General features: G+C 58.0%; 15 protein-coding genes and 8 pseudogenes. 8 read left to right on the plus strand and 15 right to left on the minus strand.

Annotated elements, in window-relative coordinates; all coding sequences use genetic code 11:
- Window positions 1-17: 17 nt before the first annotated feature.
- The 3 genes and pseudogenes from tnpC (ACZ9BX_RS21930) to tnpA all read right to left on the minus strand — a co-directional run bounded on the left by tnpC (ACZ9BX_RS21930) (window position 18) and on the right by tnpA (window position 2,538).
- A pseudogene (gene tnpC, locus ACZ9BX_RS21930) lies at window positions 18-1,668 on the minus strand (IS66 family transposase).
- A 64-nt stretch (window positions 1,669-1,732) separates the two neighbouring features.
- The gene (gene tnpB / locus ACZ9BX_RS21935) at window positions 1,733-2,086 is read right to left on the minus strand and encodes an IS66 family insertion sequence element accessory protein TnpB (protein WP_087005350.1); all 354 of its coding nucleotides are present in this window, start codon (window positions 2,084-2,086) and stop codon (window positions 1,733-1,735) included.
- On the minus strand, window positions 2,083-2,538 hold the full coding sequence (gene tnpA / locus ACZ9BX_RS21940; protein ID WP_087005347.1) for an IS66-like element accessory protein TnpA: 456 nt from the start codon (window positions 2,536-2,538) through the stop codon (window positions 2,083-2,085). The genes tnpB (ACZ9BX_RS21935) and tnpA overlap by 4 nt, the downstream gene beginning before the upstream one ends.
- A 271-nt stretch (window positions 2,539-2,809) precedes the next feature.
- Between tnpA and ACZ9BX_RS21945 the strand changes: the two are divergent.
- The 5 genes and pseudogenes from ACZ9BX_RS21945 to ACZ9BX_RS21965 form a co-directional block, all read left to right on the plus strand.
- A pseudogene (locus ACZ9BX_RS21945) lies at window positions 2,810-3,076 on the plus strand (transposase); the annotation flags it as partial.
- 105 nt (window positions 3,077-3,181) lie between these two features.
- The gene (locus ACZ9BX_RS21950) at window positions 3,182-3,532 is read left to right on the plus strand and encodes a transposase (protein ID WP_280173993.1); all 351 of its coding nucleotides are present in this window, start codon (window positions 3,182-3,184) and stop codon (window positions 3,530-3,532) included.
- A complete protein-coding gene (gene tnpB, locus ACZ9BX_RS21955; protein WP_018329060.1) occupies window positions 3,529-3,873 on the plus strand; it encodes an IS66 family insertion sequence element accessory protein TnpB in 345 nt (114 codons plus the stop codon). The genes ACZ9BX_RS21950 and tnpB (ACZ9BX_RS21955) overlap by 4 nt, the downstream gene beginning before the upstream one ends.
- 73 nt (window positions 3,874-3,946) lie before the next feature.
- Window positions 3,947-5,539, plus strand: coding sequence for an IS66 family transposase (gene tnpC / locus ACZ9BX_RS21960; protein WP_027513938.1), 1,593 nt, complete (start codon window positions 3,947-3,949; stop codon window positions 5,537-5,539).
- Between the two features lie 43 nt (window positions 5,540-5,582).
- A pseudogene (locus tag ACZ9BX_RS21965) lies at window positions 5,583-6,461 on the plus strand (IS3 family transposase); the annotation flags it as partial.
- Window positions 6,462-6,533: 72 nt separating this feature from the next.
- Here ACZ9BX_RS21965 and ACZ9BX_RS21970 read toward each other — a convergent pair.
- Window positions 6,534-9,089 (minus strand): two-component system VirA-like sensor kinase, encoded by a 2,556-nt coding sequence (locus ACZ9BX_RS21970; protein ID WP_051336862.1) that lies wholly within the window; start codon window positions 9,087-9,089, stop codon window positions 6,534-6,536.
- A gap of 1,225 nt (window positions 9,090-10,314) precedes the next feature.
- Here ACZ9BX_RS21970 and virD4 point away from each other — a divergent pair.
- A complete protein-coding gene (gene virD4, locus ACZ9BX_RS21975) occupies window positions 10,315-12,030 on the plus strand; it encodes a type IV secretion system ATPase VirD4 (RefSeq protein WP_037144402.1) in 1,716 nt (571 codons plus the stop codon).
- 96 nt (window positions 12,031-12,126) lie between these two features.
- Here the strand turns inward: virD4 and virG are convergent, their stop codons facing one another.
- Both virG and ACZ9BX_RS21985 read right to left on the minus strand, forming a co-directional pair.
- Entirely contained in the window at window positions 12,127-12,852 is a 726-nt protein-coding gene (gene virG, locus ACZ9BX_RS21980) for a two-component system response regulator VirG (protein ID WP_027513861.1), read from the minus strand.
- 186 nt (window positions 12,853-13,038) lie between these two features.
- Window positions 13,039-13,617 (minus strand): annotated as a pseudogene (locus ACZ9BX_RS21985) (NodA family N-acyltransferase).
- Window positions 13,618-13,773: 156 nt separating this feature from the next.
- On the opposite strand from ACZ9BX_RS21985, the pseudogene ACZ9BX_RS21990 reads away from it, so the two are divergent.
- Window positions 13,774-14,524: pseudogene (locus tag ACZ9BX_RS21990) on the plus strand (IS6 family transposase).
- Between the two features lie 36 nt (window positions 14,525-14,560).
- Here ACZ9BX_RS21990 and ACZ9BX_RS21995 read toward each other — a convergent pair.
- The 9 genes and pseudogenes from ACZ9BX_RS21995 to ACZ9BX_RS22035 form a co-directional block, all read right to left on the minus strand.
- Window positions 14,561-15,167, minus strand: a pseudogene (locus ACZ9BX_RS21995) (3'(2'),5'-bisphosphate nucleotidase CysQ family protein); the annotation flags it as partial.
- On the minus strand, window positions 15,164-17,065 hold the full coding sequence (gene nodQ / locus ACZ9BX_RS22000) for a bifunctional sulfate adenylyltransferase/adenylyl-sulfate kinase NodQ (RefSeq protein ID WP_027513869.1): 1,902 nt from the start codon (window positions 17,063-17,065) through the stop codon (window positions 15,164-15,166). The gene nodQ and the pseudogene ACZ9BX_RS21995, both read right to left, overlap by 4 nt.
- Window positions 17,065-17,964 carry a sulfate adenylyltransferase subunit CysD gene (gene cysD / locus ACZ9BX_RS22005; protein WP_027513870.1) on the minus strand — a complete coding sequence of 300 codons (900 nt, stop codon included), beginning with the start codon at window positions 17,962-17,964 and terminating at the stop codon, window positions 17,065-17,067. Before cysD ends, nodQ begins: the two co-directional genes overlap by 1 nt.
- A 375-nt stretch (window positions 17,965-18,339) precedes the next feature.
- The gene (gene fabG / locus ACZ9BX_RS22010; RefSeq protein ID WP_027513871.1) at window positions 18,340-19,077 is read right to left on the minus strand and encodes a 3-oxoacyl-[acyl-carrier-protein] reductase; all 738 of its coding nucleotides are present in this window, start codon (window positions 19,075-19,077) and stop codon (window positions 18,340-18,342) included.
- 455 nt (window positions 19,078-19,532) lie between these two features.
- The gene (locus tag ACZ9BX_RS22015) at window positions 19,533-20,741 is read right to left on the minus strand and encodes a beta-ketoacyl-[acyl-carrier-protein] synthase family protein (RefSeq protein WP_027513872.1); all 1,209 of its coding nucleotides are present in this window, start codon (window positions 20,739-20,741) and stop codon (window positions 19,533-19,535) included.
- Complete coding sequence (locus ACZ9BX_RS22020) at window positions 20,741-21,022, minus strand: acyl carrier protein (RefSeq protein ID WP_027513873.1); 282 nt, start codon at window positions 21,020-21,022, stop codon at window positions 20,741-20,743. The genes ACZ9BX_RS22015 and ACZ9BX_RS22020 overlap by 1 nt, the downstream gene beginning before the upstream one ends.
- Window positions 21,023-21,369: 347 nt before the next feature.
- A pseudogene (locus ACZ9BX_RS22025) lies at window positions 21,370-22,120 on the minus strand (IS6 family transposase).
- 128 nt (window positions 22,121-22,248) lie between these two features.
- Entirely contained in the window at window positions 22,249-23,436 is a 1,188-nt protein-coding gene (locus ACZ9BX_RS22030; RefSeq protein WP_087006119.1) for an IS91 family transposase, read from the minus strand.
- 4 nt (window positions 23,437-23,440) lie between these two features.
- Entirely contained in the window at window positions 23,441-24,304 is an 864-nt protein-coding gene (locus ACZ9BX_RS22035; protein WP_132568935.1) for a tyrosine-type recombinase/integrase, read from the minus strand.
- Between the two features lie 109 nt (window positions 24,305-24,413).
- Between ACZ9BX_RS22035 and ACZ9BX_RS22040 the strand changes: the two are divergent.
- Window positions 24,414-25,370 (plus strand): annotated as a pseudogene (locus ACZ9BX_RS22040) (IS630 family transposase).
- The last annotated feature ends 3 nt before the right edge of the window (window positions 25,371-25,373 follow it).

Here is a 25,373-nt window from a genome sequence, read left to right on the forward strand (position 1 = left end):
AGTCCCGGACGAGGTCATTATGAGGCACTGATCCGTTGCGCATAGGCCCAGGGCATCAGGGCGTCGATGTCTTTGGCGAGGTGGCCATTTGCGAGGCTGATGAAGAGATCGCGCAGGTAGGCATATGGTTCAACGCCATTCATCTTACATGTGCCGATCAGGCTGGCGAAACGGGCCCAATTACGGCCACCCTCGTCATGCCCGGCAAACAGCGCGTTGCGGCGATTCATGGCTGGGCTGCGGATTGCATTTTCGACGAGGTTGGAGTCGATGTCGACGCAGCCGTCGTCGAGGAATAGCCGGAAGCCGTCCTGGCGTTTCAGCATATAGGCCATGGCTTCGCCGAGGTCGGACTTGCGCGAGACGCGCGCGGCCTGAGCTGTCAGCCAGGTGAAGAACTCGTCCACCAGCGAGCGGGACAGGTTCTGGCGGATAGCCCGGCGATGATCGGGATCACAACCTCGGATGCTGTCCTCGATCTTGTAGAGAGCGGCGATGCGCAACAACGCCTCGTCGACGATGGGCGAACCCTTCTTCGGCTGGGACTTGATCAGTTTTCTGCGGCCATGTGCCCAGCAGAAGGCCAGCCTCAACGGATCGCCACTCGTGCGTTTTGGCGTGGCGAGATGGGAGTAGCCGCCATAGGCATCGACCTGGATCGTGCCGTCGAAGCCGTCGAGGATTTCTGCGGCATATTCGCCTTTACGCCCCGGCCGATAATGGAACACCACGCCCGGCGGCGCAGATCCGTTCCAGCCGCGGTCGTCGCGCAGAATAGCGCAGAGATAGCCAGTTTTCGTCTTGCCGCGGCCCGGATCCAACACCCGGGGCCGTGGTCTCGTCGACATAAAGTCTTGAACTGCCCTGTTTCAGGAGCATGGCCATGCGGTCTACCACCGGCGCGATCGCAGCACCCGTCCGCCCCATCCAATCGGCCAGGACCGTGCGGTCGATCGGCACTCCGTGTCGGGCCATGACTGTCGCCTGACGGTTGAGCGGCATATGTTCGGAAGGCTTGGACACGGCGATCTGCGCCAACAGGGCTTCGGTCGGCCAGCTGCCTTCCAACAGATGTGCCGGCGCCCTGGCCTGAACCACGCCGGTGCGGCCCTTGGGACACGCGTATTTCGGGCGGATCGTGACGATCACCTGATAGCAAGCCGGAATTTGATCGAGCCGTTCCGTCCGATCTTCGCCGATCCGCACCATGTTGCCGCAACCACAGGGGCAAGCAATGCTATCGGGCTCGATCACCCGCTCGACTCGCGGCAGGTGCTCAGGCAGCGAGCGCGCCTTGCGCTGTTTGCGCGGGACGGCCTTTTCGGGATCGGATCCGCTGGCCGCGATCTTTCCCTCGACAACAGCGATCTGGGCCTGTGTTTCGGCAATCGCCGTCTCAAGGTCTTCCAGCGCCAGTTCCATCTGCGCCGGATCGAGCTTTTCCGATTTCGGCCCGAACTTCGTGCGGCGGTAATCCTGAACCTGGCTCTCCAGCTTCTCGATCAATTCCTTCAGCTCGCTGATGAAGGCGTCCTTTTCGGCCACCACCGCCTGCTCATGCTGGCGTGCCGCACGCTCGACCGACAGCTCGAACTGCACCGCCGCAAAGGCTTTCAATACCTCGACAGGAAGGTCCGGGAACTGGCTGAGATCGATCGGTTGCGACATGCGTCTTCATAGCAAATCGAAGCAGAAAAGCCCAATAAAACAATGCCAAAATCAAGCAGGTGAGTCATCCTGCCGCACTCGGCGCTGTTACCCGCCGCGCCATAACTCGTCGCCAGTCGAGACCTTCGAACAAGGCTTCGTATTGAGCCCGAGAAAGACGCATCGTTCCATCCTGCACCTTGGGCCAGGCAAAACTGCCCTGTTCCAGGATTTTGTAGGTCAGCACCATTCCGGTGCCATCCCATACCAGGATTTTCAGACGATCGCCGCGCTTCGACCGGAAGACCACGGTGACGCCGGAATGCGGATCAAGCTTCAACTCGGTCTGCACCATCAATGCCAGCGCCTGGTGGCCACAGCGGAAGTCCACCGGCCGCGTCGCGATCAGGATCGGCAATCGTTGGCCCGCGACGATCATGCCGTCCCTCGCATCGCCCGCACCAAGGCCGCAACCCGATCAACCGGCACATCGCCGGGAACCCGCACCAGGAGGTCTGCGCCTATTTCTACTGTCATGATCCCCGAAGTGATCTCGACCGGCTCCGGTATTGGTGATGCATCGGCAGCCTCCTTCGGCTCCGTCGTAATCGCCAGGGGCACAAAGGCAGGCACGAATGCTCCGCTATCCTCGCAAGGAACCCCTGCCATCAGTTCCGCAGGCAGCGCCAGAAGTCCCTGACGCGCCTGCCGGCGCCAGTCCGATAGCTGGTGCGCAAGCAGATCATGGCGACGCGCAACATCAACAACCCGCGTACCGGGTTGAAGGCTCTCCGCTACAATCCGCGCCTTCAGATCATTGGGCCATCGCCGGTTTCCACGACGAGGCTCGACAACTTCGCATCGCCCAACAAATCCCTCACCATCCGCCATTCCAAATCTCCAGCTCTTGCCGAAAACCTTCTGGCAGAAACCTCAATGTTCAGAAACATGCGGAATCAATGGGGCGTAGGCGGCGCATACCATGAGGCTCTACGAGAGGATCGCTCTCGCAACCCTCGATACCTGCATATTGTGAGACGGGTCACACCGGTCCCAGGCGAACATTTAGTCTAGAACCGCCATCCCTCCCGCTTCCGCTTTCCTTAATCTGGACTTGCTTCGGAGAAGTGGAGAGGTTTTCTTGAATCGAAAGGAAACCGGAATGCCGAAGCAGAAGAATTTTACCAAGGAATTTGAGGAAGCGGTGCGCCTGGCGCAGACGAGCGGCCGGACGCAGCGCGAGATTGCCCAGGACTTGGGCGTCGGCCTATCGACGCTGGTGCGGTGGATTGGCCGTAGCCGTGATCAGGCGATGGACGCGCCGATAGGGTCGGCTGCCACCGAGGACATGACGGCCGAGCTGAAACGGTTACGCCGGGAGAACGAAGTCCTGCGGCAGGAACGCGAGATACTGAGTAAGCGGCAAGCAGACCCCATCTGGCGTTGGTAGCGTTGGCCCCTGTATTGCGGACAGACGATTCACAAACTGTGAGCTTCTATGTCTGCGCCTAGCTCTGGAACTAGAAACTTCCATATGATCGAGGCCGTTCCGGAACGGCTTGAGGGCGCGCCGCGGCAATTTCGGCGGCGCTGGTCCGATGAATTCAAGGAGCGGGCTGTGGCTGAGGCGATGGAGCCCGGTGCAAGCGTGTCAGCGATTGCGCATCGCATCGGCATACATCCGTCCCAACTATTTGGCTGGCGCCGCGATGCTCGTGCCGGACAACGATCGCTTTCGCAGGATCCGGCTGTTCAGATAGAAGCTGGGCCAGTTGGCGCGAGAGCAGTGATCGAGCTTGTCATCGGCGATATCGTTGTCCGAGCTGGCGCTGATATCGATGAAGCACACCTGCGGCGAGTGATCCGGGCGGTGCGATCGGCATGATCCCGTCGGGCGTGAAGGTCTTTCTTGCGAGCCATCCCATCGACTTCCGCAAGGGGCCGGACAGTTTGCTGTCGCTGGTGCGCGATGCCGGCAGTGACCCGTTCAACGGGGCGCTCTATGTCTTCCGGGCAAAGCGCGCGGACCGGATCAAGATCGTGTGGTGGGATGGTTCCGGGGTTTGCCTCTATGCCAAGCGGTTGGAGAAAGCGCAGTTCTGTTGGCCACGTATCGGCCACAGCCGGGTCCAACTCAACCATGCGCAGCTTCTGGCTTTGGTCGATGGAATGGACTGGAAGCGGGTTCGCTTCACGCCAGTCAAACCTCCCGAAATTGTTGGGTAAACCGCTGCGGCGAAGTAAATCAGGTGGCTGAAACCACGGGCGGATTGCAGCAAAATATGCTCTGATCAGACCCATGACGCCACCCGATCTTGAGCTTCCGGATGATGTAGAGGCACTGAAAGCCATGGTTCTTGCCATGGCCGCAAAGGCAGCCCGCGTCGAGGCTTTGGAGAAGCAGGTCGATGACCTCCAGGCCCGGAACGCTGACGCCGATGAGCGCATCGAGCGGCTGACGCAAATCTTGAAAGCATTCGATCGAGCTCGCTTTGGACGGCGTTCGGAAAAGCTTGCAGCATCCACGGTCGACGACGAGCAGCATGCCTTTGTCTTCGAAGAAATCGAGACTGGCATTGCGGCAATCAGGGCTCAGATCACAAAAGGCCGCGGGAATGCGGATGCCAAACGTGCTCCGCGGCCACGCAAGGGCTTCGCGCCGCATCTTGAGCGCGTCGAGGTCGTGATCGAGCCGGAAGAGTTGCCGGAACACGCGGGTAAGCAGAAGATCCTAATCGGAGAAGACGTCTCCGAACGGCTGGACGTCGTCGCAGCGAAGTTCCGGGTCATCGTCACCCGCCGGCCGAAATATGCCTTTAAGAACGAAGACGGCGTCATCCAGGCTGCGGCTCCGGCACACATCATCGAAGGCGGCATTCCAACAGAAGCGCTTCTGGCCCAGATCGCCGTCTCCAAATATGCCGACGGCCTGCCACTTTATCGCCAGGAAGCCATCTACGCCCGTGACAAGGTCGAACTTGACCGCAAGCTGATGGCCCAATGGATGGGCAAGCTGGGGTTCGAGCTCAACATCCTCGCGGACTACATCCTGAACGAGATCAAGAAGGCCGAACGAATTTTTGCCGATGAAACGACCTTGCCGACACTTGCGCCTGGTTCCGGATCAGCAAAGACGGCGTGGCTCTGGGCATATGCAAGGGATGACCGCCCCTTCGGAGGCAGTGGCCCGCCGATGGTGGCCTATCGCTTCGAGGACAGTCGCGCGACCGAGTGCGTTGCACGGCACCTGAGCGGCTATCGGGGGATTTTGCAAGTCGACGGATACGGTGCTTACAATAAGCTTGTCCGCAAGGATGGTGGCAATGACGGGGTCACCCTGGCTGGCTGCTGGTCGCACAGTCGGAGAAAGTTCTATGAGTTGCATGTCGCAAAAACCTCAAAGGTTGCCACAGAGACGGTCGAACGTATGGCGAAGCTCTGGGAGATTGAGGAAACCATCCGGGGTCAAAACCCTGAGGCTCGTGCTGCAGCACGTCAGGAAGTCTCTGCCGCGATCGTCAAAGACCTCTTCACCTTCTGGCAGGCGACCCTGCCACGGGTCTCCGGCAAATCCAAACTCGCGGAAGCCCTCCGCTATGCCATCTCGCGTCGCGACATCTTCGAACGCTTCCTAACCGACGGTCGCGTCGAGATCGACTCCAACATCGTCGAGCGGGCGATCAGACCTCAGGCGATCACAAGGAAGAATAGCCTATTCGCCGGAAGCGACGGTGGCGGCAAGACCTGGGCGACCATCGCAACGCTCCTGCAAACGGCAAAGATGAATGCCGTCGATCCGCAAGCCTGGCTTACCCAGGCACTTGAGCGCCTCGCAAATGGATGGCCCAGCAGCGAAATCGACGCCCTCATGCCGTGGAACTACACGGCCTGAACGGCCCCAGCTTGTCGCTTACGATACTGAAGCGTGCCGCGACTTTTTTCGCCAAGGAGGGAAGTCGATGAAGTTCCGTTTCATCGACCAGGCGAAAACGGAATTCCCCGCATACCGTCTCTGCAAGGTACTGGGCGTCAGCCAGAGCGGCTATTTTGCCTGGAAAGACCGGCCCGCACGTCGTCGGCAGCGCGAAGACATGGTGATGCTGGCGCATGTGCGCTTTGCCTATGCGCTTTCTCACGAGACCTACGGCAGCCCACGCATGACGCGAAAATTGCAGGACAGCGGCTTTGCCATCGGCCGACGACGAACCGCCCGGCTCATGCGCGAGAATGGCCTGCACGCCCGGCAGAGGCGGAGGTTCAAGCGCACTACGGATAGCCAACATGCCTTTCCGGTAGCCCCCAATATCATCGATCAGGATTTTGCAGCGACCGGGCCAAACCAGAAAATGGGGTGTTGATATTTCCTACGTATGGACCCGCGAGGGCTGGCTCTATCTGGCCGTTGTCATCGACCTGTTCTCCCGCCGCGTCGTCGGCTGGGATACCGGTGATCGGCTCCATCGCCAACTGGCAGTCAATGCTCTTCGAAAAGCCATTATCATGCGTCGACCAAAGCCTGGCCTGATCCATCACTCCGACCGCGGCAGTCAATATTGTTCAGTTGACTATCAGGCCCCGCTGCGCAGCAATGGCATCCTAATCTCGATGTCAGGAAAGGGAAACTGCTATGATAACGCCATGGTCGAAACGTTCTTCAAGAGGTTGAAATCAGAGCTTATCTGGAGGACTATCAGACGCGAAATCAGGCCGAAATTGCCACTGCCCGCTACATCGATGGCTTCTACAATCCCACCCGGCGGCACTCGGCGCTTGACTACCTAAGCCCCGCACAGTTCGAGACACTGGCCGCATGATCTGAAAATGCCTCTCCACTTCTCCGAAGCAAGTCCAATCTCAGTAGGTCTTCCTTGTGCACGACTGCAGCCTCACGTCCTGATCATCATACGAATTGCACATGCCATGGTCCTCGACGAGACTGGCTTAGCCAGGGCAATCGCGGAGGCTCGGTCATCAGCCGCAGGTGGCATGTTAAGGTTAGCTCCACCAATGATGATGACAGGCACTGTTTTAAGGGCTGCATGTATGGCTTCGGCGCGCCATCGCCCGGGAAAAGACAAATGGTCCGCCACAATAAGATCGACTGCTTTCCCCCTAAACATCCAATCGCAAAGATTGTCGAATGTGTTGAAGCCGACTGGCTCATAGCCTAATGCGGCAATCTTGTCCTCATACATCTCCAGCGTCCCTCGGTCGGGCTCTACTACTGCGACGACCTCTCCGTTACCAAGTGGTATTTCACAAGGCCCAAAAAAGCTGTCCGCACTCACCGGCTCCTTTGAGGAAGGCGGTAGATAAATGTCGAAGCGCGTACCGCGCCCAACGGTTGAGCTAACATCAATACATCCTGCATGCGCTTTCACATACCCGTGAACTGCAGCGAGACCGAGCCCCGTCCCGCCCATGCACGAGCGCGTGGTGAAAAAGGGCTCAAAAATATACGGTAGTACTGCTTCAGCAATACCGTTGCCGTTATCGCCGACAGAAAGGAGGACATAGTCCCCGGGAGGCAAAGCGCCAGGAGCAAGTGTCTTCGATTGGGAGACATAAGTGCGAGAGACGCTGACCTCAACGCGGCCTCCATTCGTGACAGCCTCCGAGGCATTCTTGCAGAGATTCATCAGGATCTGCTGTATTTCCAATGGGTTTCCATCGATTACCGTTTGCCTCTCGTCAATTTTTAAATCCAGCTCTACATCCGCACGAAGCGTAACGCGCAGCAACGGAGCTAAATCCATTGTCACCTCGGAGACGTTGAAGGCCTTGGTCTTACGTTTCTGGTTTCGGCTCAGTGCCAAGATCTGATCAATGATCAGCCTTGCTCGATCGCCTGCAGCAATGATTTGGCCGATGTAACCTCTTGTTCTCGAGAGGGGGTGCAGAAGACTGTGGGCCATCTCGGCATAGCCGAGGATTGCCCCTAAAAGGTTGTTGAATTCATGCGCCATGCCGCCTGCAAGTGTGCCGACGGCCTTCAGCCGTTCCGCATGCTCCAACCGCCTCTCCAGAAGGTTATGTTCCATCTGCCTACGTCGAAGATCGATGTAATCGCAGACACGACCAGTAGCGCACTCAAGAAGTTGGACCTCACTGGAAGAGAGCCCTGAACGGTCTTGCTCATAGGCAAGGCAACAAACGGTGATTAGCTGATCGGAGGCCTTGAAGACAAGCACCTGAGAAAGACCAGAAGTCCCCTCCGCAACCCCGCGAACGTTTTGCGCGGGAACGATGGCAAACGGGGGCAGTTGTTCCCCCGCCTGGACAAGCGAAACAATTTCAAGCAGCAGCCCATCGTTCCATGTAGACCCAGGATTGTTTGCGGCGAAGCACTCAGCCGCCCTCCTGGCACTCACTTCGACCAGTGCCAGCGCGCACTGATCAGCATTGAAAAAGCGCTGAACAACTCGAAGTGCGGCTTGGGTTGAGGAAGTTAACGACATCTTTGTTGCTCCACTATCTCTGAAGCAAGCCTCAATTTCCTTCATCGTCGCTTCAAATTGCAAGCGCCTTACCAACCGATTCGTGTACAGATGCAATCTTGAGAGGAGCACGACTATACAAAAGCAGAGGCATATTGGTTCGAAGGTCATAAACATTCGTGCCCACTTCTCGCCCAGATTGATCAAGCTGTGGTGTTTTACATATTCGCGCTCCAGTTTCGCGGCTTCGGCAATAGTGTCGGATGACGCAATGCTATTTACGGCTTCGTTCACCTGCGGCAGCAAAGACAGGATGACTCGACCATTGCGTACAACATGTTCAATGGCCTCATTCTCACCCCCCGTCGATTGAAGCCGGTCAAGATTTCTATCGATCTCTGACGCAAGGTTCGAACTCGGACGAAGCAAAAACTGCAGAATCAAATGGCCGAGTTCGAGCCTCGGTGATCCCGGAAGCAAGCTCACAAAGTGTTCGAAACTTGAGAGAGCGTTTTGCAAGCGCGCGTTCTGTGCGCCCAAGCCGGCGACGATCGCATCTGTCCTTTCGACCGACAGCTTTACCCGAGTTAGCAGTTGAGAGAGATCACTGGCGTTCTCGTGAGTCGCCTTTTCAAACAACTCCTGAAGGTCAATCAGGCTCTTCTGCACTGCCTGTAACTTTTCCGCAACAGGGCTGTAATCCCGTAGCATGCCGGCGTGAACGCGAAGCACATCGCGCTGCAGCAATGCACCATTGGTCTTAATTCTTTGCAATTCACTTAGTATTACCTGATTAGTCTGATTGTCTTGCCCGCACCAGCTTGCAAGCACTGTCAACAACACAGTCGTGACGACCAACACAAAAACTATCTTGGTGCTGAGTTTCTTCTCCCAAGAAGTCAGCGACGAATCATCCGCGTTCGCCCGCCTTCCTGAGCATCGCGATCTGAACATTAGCTCGGTTTCGCGCTGATGGATGCACGGTCGGTGCTGAACCTGAAACACCACGCCCCTCCCCGTTCAGTAGCGTGACTACGCCTATTCCCCACTGCAATCGATACGCATCGCAACGCGACGTCCGGGACGCATAGGCGAGGAAGGTTGTTCGTCTTTTGTGGATCTCGATGGGACTGCTCATAGACACTGCTGCAAGCTCTGTGACATCTCTTGCAGACCTGGGCCACCAGTAAGCTCGCGCATTCCGATTTGCATCTAAGTGGCTTACCCTCGCGTGATGGTATTTTGTGCGAACACGTAGGCCCCGTAGACATCAGGAGCCTCCAGCATTTCAATGACGCGACTGACAAGGGATTTTTCTCTTCGCTATCACCAAACTTGCCAAAGTCCGTCGCAACCAAGCTAGTTGCAGCCACACGTTTTCCCCAAAATTGCGTGCTGTTTCGCGCGGTTTATCAGTTACTAACCGTTCTGCAATATTAGTCAGCAGCCCATCTGGGAGATCAGAAAGGTAACGTCGTACCTCGGCCGCCCTCCCGCCGTCGCGGGGATGAACTTCAGGTGTGCGTATCCGTTTGCTATCGTGATCTATGATAGGACTCCGAAGTAATTTCCATTGCCCTATGAGGCTACCATCGAAGCTTGATCTGCTAAATCGAATTAGCGTTACATTTGTAGTCCTACTGAAGGTTGCCGCCGCGGACATACCCCCTCATCGCCACTTTAGGTATGTTATATGTGTCGAAGAACAAGCAAAGCGAGCGTGCAAGACAATCGGCGTTTCGCAATCCTATGGCCAGGGCACGTCAATGCGCCCCCTTGTGAGAGGCGGATTTCACTTACGCTTCGCCGACGGCAGCCTTCCGTAGGGCCGCTACTGATAGATCAGCCGAGCTTTATCAATTTGACTGACTCTTAAGCGGAGCCCTGACGTTCAATGACGCCGTTTGGGGCCGACAGGCGACGTTTTCCTTTGCCGATCCCAATTCGTGAAGGGCGGGATGAATTTGTTTTCCTGTTATGTTCGGAGACGTAGCAAGCAATAGGGGCACGTTACAAAACGATTTCTAATCGATTGACATTGCAACAGAATTTCTTTCTTTCACCTTGATTCCAATATCTTCAGTGCTTAGATCCTTATCGATGGTTGGCGGATATCTGCATATCGGGCAGGTCCGCGTCTTCCGCTCTTCACGCGGCGCCATAAAGTCGCGACCTCCGGCCGGGGTGTCGCAGCATCTTGCAGCCGCTCGAATCATACGGTGGAACGACCATTTCAAGCAAAACTACGTTTTCAAACAAAACTACGCCCTCAAGCATCGCTTTGAGCATTCTGTGCTCACTGGCTGCAGGTTTTTGTGCGGCAAGTCTGTACGCAACATTCCGTCACGGAATTAGCGGTGAAGCGTTGATGGCGTTTGACATCCTCGCTTTTTGGTACGAGACGCCTTTCTATTTGGGCTATACAACGCTTGCCTTCTATTATGGCTTAGCTGTCGTCGTCTCAACATCGGGAATCGTCCTGCTGGTTCAGCAGATGCTTTCCGAAGGCAGCCGCGAGCATCACGGCACGGCGCGCTGGGCTGGCGTGGGTGAAATGCGCCGTACAGGTTATCTGCAGCGGTACAGCCGCATCAGTGGTCCAATATTTGGAAAGACAAGTGGCCCTTTTTGGTCCGACTATTACCTGACCAATGGCGAGCAGCCTCACAGCCTTATCGTTGCGCCGACCCGCGCGGGAAAAGGCGTGGGCATTGTCATTCCCACGCTACTTACTTTCAAGGGCTCAGTGATAGCTCTCGACGTTAAGGGTGAGCTTTTTGAACTCACCTCTAGGGCACGCAAAGCCGATGGCGACAGTGTGTTGAAATTCGCACCGCTAGATCCAGAACGGCGGACGAGTTGCTATAATCCTCTGTTGGATATCATAGCATTGCCTCCAGAGCGGCAGTTCACCGAGGCACGCCGCTTGGCGGCGAACCTCATTACGACCAAGGGACAGGGCGCGGAAGGTTTCATCAACGGCGCTCGAGATCTTTTTGTCGCCGGCATTCTTGCCTGCATCGAGCGCGGCACGCCAACAATCGGGGCCGTTTACGACCTCTTTGCTCAGCCAGGCGAGAAATATAGGCTCTTTGCGCGCCTCGCGGAGGAGACCCAGAACAAAGAGGCTCAGCGGATCTTCGACGACATGGCGGGCAACGATACAAAAATTCTAACCTCCTACACTTCTGTGCTGGGCGATGGCGGGCTCAACTTATGGGCGGACCCCCTGGTTAAAGCCGCGACAAGCCGCTCAGATTTCTCAATCTATGATTTGCGTCGCCGAAGAACTTGCATTTATCTTTGCGTTAGCCCAAACGATCTTGAGGTCGTCGCGCCTCTGATGCGCCTACTCTTTCAGCAGGTCGTTTCAATTCTACAACGCTCGCTGCCTGGCAAGGATGAGAAGCACGAGGTGCTATTCCTGCTGGATGAGTTCAAGCACTTGGGCAAGCTGGAGGCGGTTGAAACGGCAATCACGACCATCGCGGGCTACAAGGGCCGCTTTATGTTCATTATCCAAAGCCTCTCGGCATTGTCGGGAACATACGACGAGGCCGGCAAACAAAACTTTCTCAGCAATACTGGCGTGCAAGTCTTCATGGCCACCGCCGATGACGAGACACCAAATTATATTTCGAAAGCGATCGGTGAATATACGTTTCAAGCGCGCTCCACTTCCCATACCCAAGGGCGAATGTTCGATCGCAATATTCAGATTTCAGATCAAGGATCACCTCTACTGCGGCCCGAGCAGGTCCGTCTGCTCGACGACAAATGCCAAATTGTCCTCATTAAGGGCCAGCCACCATTGCAACTGCGAAAGGTTCGATATTACTCCGATCGCGCACTAAAGCGCATCTTTGAAAGCCAGACAGGAGGCCTTCCGGAGCCCGCACGCTTGATAATCACCGAGGAGGGACTCGGCGCAAATTGCCAATCTTAACGGCCGCTGCCGACACGGCCATCTCGGGAACCGCATTACACGGCGGCACCTCGTGGGCAACAGGCGCCGAGCCGCCGACCCTCCCATGGACACCGATCAGGCGGCCAATGCGCCCCCGTCGTTGGTATCCACATCAGCGTCGAAGAAATAGCCTGCACCCCTGGATGTTTTAATCAGACGAGGGTGGGCCGGATCCGCCTCAAGCTTTCGGCGCAAACGCAATATGAGGACATCAACACTTCGGTCATGCACCTCTTCTCCACGCACTCGGCTCGCAAGCAAAAGCCGCTCTCTGGATAAAACGTCCCGTGGTTTTTCCAGAAAGGCGACTAGTAGATTGAACTCACCTGCGGTCAGCTTGACCTCGCCGCTTTGTTCAAAGATCAATCGGCGTTGATTAAGATTGAGTCTCCAACCAGCAAAATAAAACGAACGTCGATCTTTTGCCCCTGGATTGATGGGCCGCTGGCGCAATGCTACTCGAATGCGGGCCAAGAATTCGCGCATTCCAAAAGGCTTGGAAACGAAATCAGCTGCCCCGAGCTCCAGTGCAACGACTTTTTCGGCCTCCTCAAGACGATCGCCGCTGATGGCAATAGTTGGAATATCCGATTTTGTCGCCAAATTGCGGACGATTTCCAGACCATCTTCGCGACCCAGATTAAGATCAACAACCACGAGATCGACCGGCGCACACGAGAGTACGCGATTGAGCTGCCTAGTATCGCTTACCGCGGTTACCTTAAAGGCATGTATCGTTAGGTATTCGACAATGAGGTGCCGTATAGCGGCATCGTCATCGATGACAAGAACGTGTTTCAATGGCTCTCCTTCACTCTTGAAACTGGCTGGCAAAAACTTCCTCGTAGGGCAGATGAACACGATCTGTACGCCACAGCTTTCGCCAATCCCAAACCCACTCGCCGTCCCTGCCGCGCTTACATTCGCAGAGATGAAGACGATCTGGTGCGTGACGACTCGGCGCTTCGCGTATGTAGGCAGGATGTTTCACAGCTCCGGACCATTCCGATCGATCAGTGTGCCGTCGGCCCACTCGCTCATCGCGCGTCCAAGTTGAAAAATCACGACAAGTACGTTTTCGATGCGCGTGGAGGCAGGTCGAGATACACGTCTGAAATGGTGGACCACACTCGAACCCCCGCCACAATTGTCGCCACACCGTATATGCAGAGCCTTTTAATGTACTTGTGCAGCGCGTGCCGAATGGTGCCAAGCTGCTGCAACACTGGATACACCCTGTCGTGCAGCGAAGCTCAACCGGAGACCATTAAGGTCTGGACGGCCCCCCAAACAGTCCCAGTTCGGCCACCATTAACTCAACCTCGCCGACTTTAATGAAACGGCGCAACAGGCCCACATGAGCCGCTATCCCGTTCGTCGTAAGCGATTAGACGAAACTCAGCCCTTGCTCCGGCAACTTCGACTCTCTTCAAATTGTGTTGCACTAAAGCCTCCAGTCGGACCATATGTCCTTCGAAAGAGCTCAGCGAGCTCGATGTGATCCGAAAGCTCCAGCTGATTTTCCCAGCATAGTTTCCACCGCAGCGCATGTGCTTCCTCCTGCACCGATCGCAAGTCTTGCCACCTGATGCTTGATTGGGATCAAAATTCAGCGTCTTCTAATGGTACTACGGGACATCGGTAAAGTTGATTGTTTGGATAGCCGGCATCCATGGCATGAATAAATGAGGTGTAACTTCATAGGCCTTGATCTGACGGGTGATGTCACGTTGTCAGCGGCTTAACGGTTGTCTGGTAATGGGTTGGGATGAACAGTCCGGCCGTAAGCTACAAGAACCACCGCTTTCCACCGCAGATCATCGCCCGTGCGGTCTGGCTGTATTTTCGGTTCCCTTTGAGCCTGAGGATGGTCGAGGAGATGCTGCTGGAGCGCGGTATCGTCGTCTCCCATGAGACGATCCGGAGATGGGGTCGCAAATTCGGAACGGCTTATGCCAGGCAGTTGTGCAGAAAGAGGCCTTCGCGAAAGGATATCTGGCATCTGGACGAGGTGGTGATTTCCATCGGCGGCCGCAAACATTGGCTCTGGCGTGCCGTTGACCAAGACGGTTACGTTCTCGACGAGATCGTTCAAGGCCGCCGCGATACCCAAGCCGCCAGGCGATTGCTGGTCAGGCTGCTGAAGAAGCAAGGCCTGACGCCGAAGCGGATCGTCACCGACAAATTGCGCTCATATGGTGCTGCAAGACGGGAGGTGATGCCCGCCGTCGAACATCGATCGCACAAGGGCCTGAACAATCGAGCCGAGAATTCTCACGTGCCGCTTCGAAAACGGGAGCGGATGATGCAGGGATTTCGATCCGTCGGCGGCTTGCAACGGTTCATATCGATCTTTTCGGCACTCCGAAATCTCTTCGTCCCCCCGCACCAGAAAAACTCAGCCCTCGCCATCCACATCCATCGGATCCGCGCAATGGCGCAGTGGAAAGCCGTGACCGGCGCAACCGCCTGACGTCTCACACAAGCGCCTTGTTCCGACCTTGATCAAATAACGTGACATCGCCCCTTCCGCCAAAAGGCAGAGCTTGAGCAACGAGCCGCCGGAAGCTTAGTTCATGACGCCATGGCCCGTAAGGAAGGCTTCGGTTTTGGCACTGTTGTGCGAGTGGCTTGCGACCGCCGTCAGTTCGGCACCCCGCATGCGCACGCGGATGGCTGGCGGTGTTCGAGCCCCCACGCCGCGTCGAGCAAGAGCTTCTCCGCTCTACCGCCGTCGGCGACATAGGCGCAGCGCTGCGCGGGGGCATAAACGATGCCGGCTACGGGAACATTGCCCTCGATGAGGGCAATGTTGACGGTGAAGTCGTGACGGCGGTTGATGAATTCCTTCGTGCCGTCCAGCGGATCGACGAGAAAGAACGTGCCGCCGCTGATATCCGGAACGCGGCCGGAGCAGACGGACTCCTCGGCAACCACGGGGATCTGCGGAAACGCCGCCGCAAGTCCCTCCAGAATCATTGCCTCCGCTCGTCGGCTTCCGTGACGGGCGACTGGTCCTCCTTGTAGCAGACCTCGGGACCTGCGTCGTAGACCTCGATAATCGCCGCGGCCGCGTCGAGCGCTATGCGCTCGAGCATTTCGCAAAAGGCCGTCATTTGCTCTCCATCCTCCGCTCGAGGAATTCCTCGATCGCAAGCGCCAGATCGGACGGTTCCTGGCCGACGGTGCGTATATGAAGTTCCGGGTTTTCCGGGGCTTCATAAGGTGAGGATACGCCGGTGAAATTCGCGATCCTCCCGGCGAGCGCCTTTTCATAGAGGCCCTTCGGATCGCGGCGTGCGCACTCGTCGAGCGGCGTATCCACGAAGATCTCGATGAACTCGCCCTCGTCCATCAATTCCCGCGCCATCCGCCGCTCGTCGCGGAACGGTGAGATGAAGGACACGAGCACGATCAGACCGGCATCGGCCATGAGCTTGGCCACCTCCGCCACGCGGCGGATGTTCTCGACCCGGTCCTCTTCGGTAAAGCCGAGATCCCGGTTCAGGCCGTGGCGTACATTGTCGCCGTCGAGCAGGTAGGCATGTTTGCCCTGGGCGTGGAGTATCCTGTCGAGCTCGTTCGCGATGGTCGATTTTCCCGAGCCGGAGAGCCCGGTGAACCAGAGCACGGCCGGGAGCTGGTTCTTCAAGGCGCTGCGCGCGCTCTTGTTGACCTCGAGCGCATGCCAGTGGACGTTGTCTGCGCGCCTGAGCGGAAAATCGATCAACCCTGCGCCGACGGTGGCGTTCGTCACGCGGTCGACGATGATGAAATTGCCCGTCGCCCGGTTGTCCGTATAGGCATCGAAGGCGATCGGCGCCTGCGTCGAGATGTTGCAAACACCCACTTCGTTCATCTGAAGCGATTTCGCGGCCTCGCGGATGCAGCTGTTGATGTTCACCTGGTGCTTGAGCGCGGTAACCATGGCACTGACGCTGTCGGTCTCCGTTCGCAGAATGTAGCTTCGTCCCGGCAACATCGGGCTCGAGTCGAACCAGATCACATGCGCCTGGAACTGATCCGCCACGAAAGGGCGGGCACCGGGGGCGACGAGCATATTGCCGCGCGAGGCATCCACCTCGTCGGCGAGCACCAGCGTTACCGCCTCGCCCTCCCCCGCCGTCGCAAGCTCGCCGTCATAGTTGACGATCGCCTTGACCGACGTGCGCTGTCCGCTCTTTGCCACGACGACCGGATCGCCCACCGAAATTCGGCCGGAAGCAATCTGCCCGGCATAGCCACGAAAATCCGCATTCGGCCGCATGACCATCTGAACCGGGAAGCGGAATGGCTTCGCCTGGTCCATCGGATCCAGCTCGACCGCCTCCAGATATTCCAGCAGCGCCGCCCCCCTGTACCAGGGCGTATTGGCGGAAGCCGAGATGACGTTGTCCCCGTCCCGCGCCGAAATCGGGATCGGACGGATGCTGGCGAAGCCGAGCTCTTTCGCGAAAACCATGTAGTCGGCGACAATTTCCTCGTAGACCTGTTGCTGGAAACCGACGAGGTCGATCTTGTTGACGGCCAGCACGACATGGCGGATGCCTAGCAGCGAAGCGATGTAGGAATGGCGCCGCGTCTGCTGGAGGATGCCCTGCCGGCTGTCGATCAGGATGATGGCGAGGTCCGCCGTCGAAGCGCCGGTCACCATGTTGCGCGTATATTCCTCGTGGCCGGGCGTGTCGGCAACGATGAACTTGCGCTTGGACGTCGTGATATAGCGATAGGCGACGTCGATGGTAATGCCCTGTTCGCGCTCTGCCTCGAGCCCGTCGAGAAGCAGGGCAAGGTCGATCTCCTTGCCGTTTGCGGCACCGGGAGAGCCGACGCGCCCGAGATTGGCGAGCTGGTCCTCGAAGATCAGTTTCGCGTCGTAGAGCAGGCGCCCGATAAGGGTCGATTTTCCATCGTCCACCGAGCCGCAAGTGAAAAATCTCAGGATCGACTTGTGGTCGTGCTGGGCCAGATGTGCTTCAATGTCATGCGGCGGTATGGATTGAACATACGACATCAGAAGTAGCCCTCCCGCTTCTTTTTCTCCATCGCCCCGACTTCATCCGTGTCGATCAGGCGGCTCTGCCGTTCAGACGTTCGCACCGTCAGCATTTCCCGCAAAATGTCCGGAACCGTGGCGGCCTCGGACTCGACCGCTCCGGTCAGCGGATAGCAGCCGAGGGTCCGGAAGCGAACCTGCTGCTCCAGAACCTTCTCATCCGGCTGGATCGGCATCCGCTCATCGTCGACCATGATCAGCATGCCGTCACGCTTGACGACCGGACGCCGGGCCGCGAAGTAGAGCGACACGATCGGGATTTCCTCGCGCAGGATGTATTGCCAGATGTCGAACTCGGTCCAGTTGGAGAGCGGGAAGATACGCATCGTCTCCCCCTGGCCGACGCGCGTGTTGTAGGTCTTCCACATTTCCGGGCGCTGGCGCGTCGGATCCCAGCCGTGTTGGAGACTGCGAATGGAGAAAATGCGCTCCTTGGCCCGCGACTTCTCCTCGTCCCGCCGCGCACCTGCGAGAGCCGCGGTGAAACCGTATTTCTCCAGCGCCTGCCGGAGCCCCATCGTCTTCATGACGTGGGTGTGCACGTTCGAGCCGTGCGTGAATGGACCCATGCCCTGGTCCACCCCATCCTGATTGACGTGAACGAGGAGATCGAAGCCGAGCTCTCGCGGCATCCGGTCGCGGAACTCGATCATCTCCCGAAACTTCCATTTGGTGTCTACATGCAGGAATGGAAAAGGCGGTTTGGCGGGGTAGAACGCCTTCATCGCCAGATGCAGCAATACCGAGGAGTCCTTGCCGATCGAGTAAAGCACGACCGGGTTAGAGAATGTTGCAACGACTTCTCGAATGACATGGATCGCTTCGGCTTCAAGCCGACGGAGATGAATAAGAGTCAATTTATCGCCTTGCGTTTACTAGGTAATCATTCGACTTACGCTATATGGCCGTTCCCTTGGAATGACGTCTCCCTATACATCTTCCCGAATACCAGAACTGCATTCATGCCGCCCATGCTAAGGCGTTGCTCATGGCGACGCGCACCCGCGTCCCAGCCGGCCGAAGCCGACGCCCCCACGGTCGCGCCGAAGCGATGCGCATTTTCCTCATCGCAGGAAAGGCTGGGCCATCGCATAGCTTTCTACACATCGGAAATTTTCTACGTGAGCGGAGTTCCCCCGCACCTACTCCGTGCGACAAGGCAGCCGATCCGATCTGGTTTAAGACGTGCTATGCCCGCGCAAATCAATATCTCCCCTGGCGCATGACCGTGCTCAAATCATTGCCATGCCGCCGTTCACGTGTATGGTCTGGCCGGTGACGTAGGCCGCTTCATTGGAAGCGAGATACGCGACCGCGGACGCGACTTCGGCGCTGGTGCCGATGCGGCGGGTGGGGATCGCCGCCATGATCGTCTCTTTCTGCTTGCGATTGAGCTTGTCGGTCATAGCCGATTCGATAAAGCCCGGGGCGACGCAGTTGACGGTAATGTTGCGTGTGGCGATCTCCTGCGCCAGAGACTTGGAGAAGCCGATCATACCGGCCTTGGAGGCGCAGTAATTGGTCTGGCCAGGATTGCCGGTCACGCCGGCGAGCGAAGTGATGTTGATGATGCGGCCATTCCGGCGGCGCATCATCGGACGGGTGAGCTCCCGAGTTAGCTGGAACACCGCGGTGAGGTTGACCTCCAGGACACAGTCCCAGTCGGCGTCTGACATGTGCACGAACAGGCCGTCCTTGGTGATGCCGGCATTGTTGACGAGGATGTCGACGCCTTCGAGATCGGCCTCCGCCTTCAGAGCGAGCGCCTTGACCTCGTCACGATGCTCCAGATTAGCTGGGAACAGCTTGACGCGGTCCCCGAGCTCAGCGGCAAGCATCTCCAATTTCTCAACGCGGGTACCGTGCAAGCCGACAATAGCACCCTGCGCATGCAGCGCGCGGGCGATCACCTCGCCGATACCTCCCGATGCGCCGGTGACGAGCGCCTTACGGCTGGTCAATTCGAACATGTCTTATCCTCTTCTCAATCATGCAGGCTGATGAATTCGGTTAAGCCGCCGCGCCCAGAACTCCTCGCGGGGGGCTGGTTCGCCCGAGCACTCAAGCGCCAGCGGTGCCGCCTACTAACGGCGGCGACATCGCGGTTGATGCGCCGCGCCAGGCCAGACAGTACCTTAGCGGCACCGCTTTTAGATCGTCGAGCCGCCGTTCGGAGGGGAGATTCATTCCACCGCTGAAGCCGGTACATTCGCCCTGGCAACGTGCCGCTTCTTCTCCCGTCGAGGCCAGCGCCGACGTGCTTCGACCGGCGAATCACCTCAATCTGATGCTTCGTCACAGGACTTCACTTGGTGCTTGCACTAAGACTTGCACCCTCAGCCTACATCAGCAACGGGTCATCACCGGCGAGATACGGCGATCCCGCAAGCACCTGAAGGGGTGATCTTTTCAGGAGGCATGTCTTCTACACCTTCCTGAATGCCAGAACTGCGTTCATGCCGCCCATGGCGAAGGCATTGCTCATGGCCACGCCCACCCTGCGCTCGCGCGGCACGTTTGGCGTGACATCGAGATCACAATTGGGGTCTGGCTCACGATAGTTGGCGGTCGGCGGCACGACGCCCTCTTGGATCGCCATCACACAGGCGATCATTTCAAGCGCACTCGCTGCCCCGAGGCAATGGGCGTGGGTGGACTTGGTGGACGAGACGGACAGCGAATTAGCGTGGTCACCGAAGACGCGCCTGATCGCCGCCGTTTCCATTTGATCGTTGGCCTTGGTGCCGGTGCCATGCGCGTTGAGGTAGTCCACGTCCTCGGCATTCAGTCCGGCATCGGCCAGGCAAGCGCGCATCGCCGCCTCCGGCCCGTGGACAGCCGGCGCGGCGATGTGGGAGGCATCGCCGGAAAGGCCGACGCCAGCGACCTCGGCAAGTATTCTTGCACCGCGGGCAGCGGCATGTTCATAGCTTTCCAGCACCGCCATACCGGCACCCTCGCCCACTACCACGCCCTTCCTGTCGGCGGAGAAGGGTCGGCAAGTATCCGGAGCGAGTACCCGCATGGCTTCCCATCCCTTCAGTACCATCCAGACGAGTGGCGCGTCGCTGCCTCCGGCAAGCATGACGTCGGCCCGGCCGCACTTGATCTGGTCTACCGCCGAAGCGATCGCATGGTTGCCCGAAGCACAGGCGGAGGTGACGCCAAAGACCGGGCCGCGCAGGCCGAGGCTCATACTGACTTGGCAGGCAGCGGCACTCGGCATCGTCTTTACGCCAAAGAAGAGTTCGGTGCGCGTCGCTCCGCCCAAAAGGAGCGTACGGTAGGCTTTTTCGGTCGCGTCCCAGCCGCCGAAGCCGGAGCCGACTGTCGCGCCGAAGCGATGGGCATTTCCTTCATCCCAGGAAAGTCCGGCCTGTCGCATGGCTTCGTGCGCTGCAAGCACGGCAAGCACGCTAAAACGATCCATGGAGACGAGCTGCCTGCGGTCAATGTCGTGCTCAGGCAACGCCTTGATCTCGGCGCCGATCATGCCCTTCAGCTCATGAAGCTCTGAATTGACAATCGGGCCGATAGCGGAGCGGCCTTCGCGCATCCCCGTCCAGAGGGAAGCGGCGTCGGTGCCTAGTCCGCACAGCCCGCCCATTCCGGTGATGACGACGCGCCTGTCCATCAAGCCACCTTAACAAGCAAGCCGCGCATGGCTTCCACCATGTCGCCGACATTCTGGAGATCCGACCACGCCTCGGCCGTGTTCATTTCGATCTTGATATCGTAGGCTTGCTCCAGGTCCCAGAGCACGTCCGCTAATCCCAGTGAATCAATACCGAGCGCGGTCAGTTCGGTGGCAGTCGTTATTTCGCCGACAATGGATGCGGTCATTCCCTCGCCGCTCTCCGATTCGACGCGTTTCTTGACTATGGCAATGATTTCCGTTGCGAGTTGGTCTACCATTCGAGTGCCTTCCAGCTTGTGTTTCGACGTGGACGCGGCTCAATTCCTGAGGCTGCCCCCCCATCGTGAAAATTGCCACCAGACTTGCACGACTGGGCAAGGCCGATGCCTATAAGGGCCGGAGGAGTTCCGGCTTCTGTGCCGCGTAGGCTCCGATGACGAAAGAAAGTCGCCGGCTTCCCAGGCGTGTGGAGCTTTGCTATGTAGCAACTGCTAAGATTGGTAAAATCGATTGTTTGGATGAAATCCATTCGTTCGATGGATACTGCAAGCTGGCGCTAGAAGCGCCTTCGTCGGCGATGTCACGTTATTTGATCAAGGTCGGAACAAGGCGCTTGTGTGAGACGTCAGGCGGTTGCGCCGGTCACGGCTTTCCACTGCGCCATTGAGCGGATCCGATGGATGTGGATGGCGAGGGCTGAGTTTTTCTGGTGCGGGGGGACGAAGAGATTTCGGAGTGCCGAAAAGATCGATATGAACCGTTGCAAGCCGCCGACGGATCGAAATCCCTGCATCATCCGCTCCCGTTTTCGAAGCGGCACGTGAGAATTCTCGGCTCGATTGTTCAGGCCCTTGTGCGATCGATGTTCGACGGCGGGCATCACCTCCCGTCTTGCAGCACCATATGAGCGCAATTTGTCGGTGACGATCCGCTTCGGCGTCAGGCCTTGCTTCTTCAGCAGCCTGACCAGCAATCGCCTGGCGGCTTGGGTATCGCGGCGGGCTTGAACGATCTCGTCGAGAACGTAACCGTCTTGGTCAACGGCACGCCAGAGCCAATGTTTGCGGCCGCCGATGGAAATCACCACCTCGTCCAGATGCCAGATATCCTTTCGCGAAGGCCTCTTTCTGCACAACTGCCTGGCATAAGCCGTTCCGAATTTGCGACCCCATCTCCGGATCGTCTCATGGGAGACGACGATACCGCGCTCCAGCAGCATCTCCTCGACCATCCTCAGGCTCAAAGGGAACCGAAAATACAGCCAGACCGCACGGGCGATGATCTGCGGTGGAAAGCGGTGGTTCTTGTAGCCTACGGCCGGACTGTTCATCCCAACCCATTATCCGACAACCGTTAAGCCGCTGACAACGTGACATCACCCGCGGATCTATTTGCGATATAGATCGGTATCGGCGGTCTTTTGCCCTGGCCAAGGTCAAGCGATATCGCACGCTGGAGATGCGTTGGGTCTGTGGGCGTATCACTTGGCGCAGATCGTCGGGCATCATGATGTATCGCACCGGAAGGATGAAGGTCGGAGCGGCGCAACTGGGGCAACGTTGACACCTGTCCTACGCATGGGACGCTGGCAATCGGGGCATTCGTAGGACTGCCCGTGCTGTGATTTGGCGGGATGGGGTTGCCCGCCTGTTGGTGATGGCTGGCCGAGGAGGCTCCTGCAGAGACCGACACGATCCCGTCGATGGCGATTAGCGAGAAAGCCGAAGTGGCGCATGCGGTGGAAGCCGTCAGGAAGCACATGAAGGAGAAAGCGCCGGATGAACTCGTGCGGGTGAAGGCGCATGATCTTCTCACGGTCGCGACCATTGCCACGGTAATCCTTCCATCGGAAGGCAACATGGTCGTCATCGACATCGACGATGCGGCTGTTGGCGATCGCGACACGATGGGTATACCGACCGAGATAGGCAAGCACCTGGTCCGGCCCGCCGAAAGGTGGCTTCGCATAGACGACCCATTCGATTCTGCGAGCACACGCGAGATGGCGGGTGAACGCGTCGTCGTCGTTGAGATGGGTGAGTTCGTTGGAGAAGCGGAGTTCACCATGAGCGAAGGCTTCAGCAAGCGCAGTCAGAAAGAGCCGCCGAAACAGACGCGACAGCACGCGAACAGGCAGAAAGAAACCCGGTCGGCACGCGACCCACCTTGATCTGTCGGGCGAGAGACCGCCGCCCGGCACGACGCAATGGACATGGGGATGATGGGTCATCGCCTGGCCCCAGGTGTGAAGTACGGCGGTGACGCCGATCTCGGCGCCCAGCCATTTGGAATTGGCGGCGATCGTCTGCAGCGTCTCGGCCGAGATCCGCATCAGCAACGCATAGACGACCGCCTTGTTGTGGAAGGCGATCTCGGCGATGCCAGGTGGGAGTGTGAAGACCACATGAAAGTATGGGACCGGCAAGAGATCGGCGACGCGGGCCGCAACCCACTCCCTGCGGGCCGCGCCCTGGCACTTCGGGCAGTGGCGATTGCGGCAGGAATTATAGGAGATGCGGGTCCTGCCGCAGTCATCGCAGGCATCGACGTGACCACCAAGCCTGGGTGTGCGGCAGGCTTCGATCGCGCCCATGACGCGTCGTTCGCCGCGGCCAAGATGGCCGGCGTTCTCTCGCCTGTAGGAGCCTCCATGTCGTCGAAAGATGTCGGCGACTTCGAAGGTAGGGCGCAACCGATTACGATTCCGGCGGTGTCACCTCCAGCCGTAACCGATCGAGCGGGCTAGCTGTCGACCGGATCGTGTCGGTGGAAACCTGCGTATAGTGTGCCGTGCTCGACAGATGGGCATGGCCGAGCAGGACCTGGATGATCCGGATATCGGTGCCATTCTCCAGCAGGTGAGTGGCAAAGGGATGCCGCAACGTATGCACGGTAACGCGCTTTGAAAGGCCTGTTGCCGAAACCGCCGACCGACAGGCGGCGTTTAACACTGTCGGTTCGATCGGCTTGTCAGCATCACGCCCTGGAAAAAGGAAAGCCGTGGGGCGCGATAGACGCCAATAGCTGCGCAGGATCCCGAGTAGTTCGGTTGACAGCATAACGTATCGGGCTTTGGCGCCTTTACCATGGCGAACATGCATCACCATGCGGGAGCTGTCGATATCCTCGACCTTCAGTCCGCAGACCTCACCGACCCTGAGGCCAGCGGCATAAGCCGTAGTCAGCGCCACGCGCGCCTTCAGACTGGAGACGGCCTCAAGAAAATGCGCCACTTCGTCCGCCGACAGAATAACGGGGAGCTTCCGTGGCTCGCGCGCGTACGGGATCCGCTCGGGGACATCATCCTGACCCAGAGTGATCCCATAGAAAAACCGAAGAGCGCATACAATCTGGTTCAACGATGCCCAGGATATCCCGGTTGAGACGAGGTAAACCTGGAAGCTACGAATATCGTCAAGATCGAGCCGATCAGGCGATCGGTCGAAATAGCGGCTGAACTTCCGTACAGCGTTGATGTAGGATCGTTGGGTTGCCGGGGAAAGATTGCGGACCGTCATGTCCTCGATCATCCGGCGACGAAGAGGGCTTATCTCAGCCATCGGGGCCTCCTGCCTGAAGGGTGGGTTGCAACACAACCATCCTCTCAGTCAGGGGGCTCTCGTCAAAGCCCGCCTCAAATCGCCGCGATTAGCGGCTTAGTTCAATCACATGGGAAAATCTCATTCTGTTGATCTTCGCCAGCGTGTCGTTGCCATGGTTGCCAGCGGTCAGTCACGACGCGCCGCAGCTCGCCATTTCGGTGTCAGCGACAGCTCTGCGATCAAACTGATCCAGCGTCGTGAGCGGACTGGCACCATAGCCCCCGCCCGACAAGGCAGACCACCAGGCAATGGAAAGCTATCGGCCTATCGCGATTTCCTGGTCGCGCAGGTCGAGGCCAAGCCTGATATCACCATGCCGGAGCTGGCCCGCCGTCTTGAGGAGAAACATGCTGTTGTTGTGCCGCCATCGTCTTTGTCGCGCTTTTTGATATTGCAGGGCTTCACATATAAAAAAACAGCTGATGGCATCGGAACGCGGACGCGCTGATGTGCGTCGGGACCGTGATTTTTGGATTGGAAAACGCCAACCCAGAATGCGACTTGAACCGCATCGGCTTGTTTTCCTGGACGAAACCTCGGTGAACACGAAGATGGTGAGACTGCGCGGCCGCTCTCAACGCGGCAATCGCCTCGCCATGGATGCGCCGTTCGGCCACTGGGGGACACAGACATTCGTTGCAGGTTTGCGATGCTTCGGCCTGACCGCACCCTGGATTATCGACCGGCCGATGAACCGCGCCATTTTGATACCTATGTCGAAACGCAACTGGCTCCGACCCTCAATCGAGGCGACGTGGTCGTCCTTGATAATCTCTCGGTTCACAAAAGTGCCAAAGCTGCAGGCTTGCTCAAACAGGCCGGTGCGTGGTTCCTCTTCCTACCGGCTTATTCGCCCGATTTGAATCCGATCGAAATGGCCTTCGCCAAGATTAAAGCCCACCTGAGAGCCGCAGCGGCCAGAACGTTCGACGCCCTCTCGGACGCACTCGGTTCAATCTGCAATCTCTTCGACACCGATGAATGTCGAAACTATTTTACAGCCGCAGGCTATGGGTTCGATTAATCG

Source organism: Rhizobium sp. USDA 3886, assembly GCF_056279785.1.

What these genes read in the sequence shown, in the direction of transcription:
- tnpC (WP_027513938.1), top strand. Translation starts at nt 3,947, where the DNA reads ATGACGCCACCCGATCTTGAGCTTCCGGATGATGTAGAGGCACTGAAA.
- tnpA (WP_087005347.1), bottom strand. Translation starts at nt 2,538, where the DNA reads ATGGCGGATGGTGAGGGATTTGTTGGGCGATGCGAAGTTGTCGAGCCT.
- nodQ (WP_027513869.1), bottom strand. Translation starts at nt 17,065, where the DNA reads ATGTCGTATGTTCAATCCATACCGCCGCATGACATTGAAGCACATCTG.
- tnpB (WP_087005350.1), bottom strand. Translation starts at nt 2,086, where the DNA reads ATGATCGTCGCGGGCCAACGATTGCCGATCCTGATCGCGACGCGGCCG.
- ACZ9BX_RS22015 (WP_027513872.1), bottom strand. Translation starts at nt 20,741, where the DNA reads ATGGACAGGCGCGTCGTCATCACCGGAATGGGCGGGCTGTGCGGACTA.
- ACZ9BX_RS22020 (WP_027513873.1), bottom strand. Translation starts at nt 21,022, where the DNA reads ATGGTAGACCAACTCGCAACGGAAATCATTGCCATAGTCAAGAAACGC.
- ACZ9BX_RS22035 (WP_132568935.1), bottom strand. Translation starts at nt 24,304, where the DNA reads ATGGCTGAGATAAGCCCTCTTCGTCGCCGGATGATCGAGGACATGACG.
- fabG (WP_027513871.1), bottom strand. Translation starts at nt 19,077, where the DNA reads ATGTTCGAATTGACCAGCCGTAAGGCGCTCGTCACCGGCGCATCGGGA.
- ACZ9BX_RS21950 (WP_280173993.1), top strand. Translation starts at nt 3,182, where the DNA reads ATGATCGAGGCCGTTCCGGAACGGCTTGAGGGCGCGCCGCGGCAATTT.
- tnpB (WP_018329060.1), top strand. Translation starts at nt 3,529, where the DNA reads ATGATCCCGTCGGGCGTGAAGGTCTTTCTTGCGAGCCATCCCATCGAC.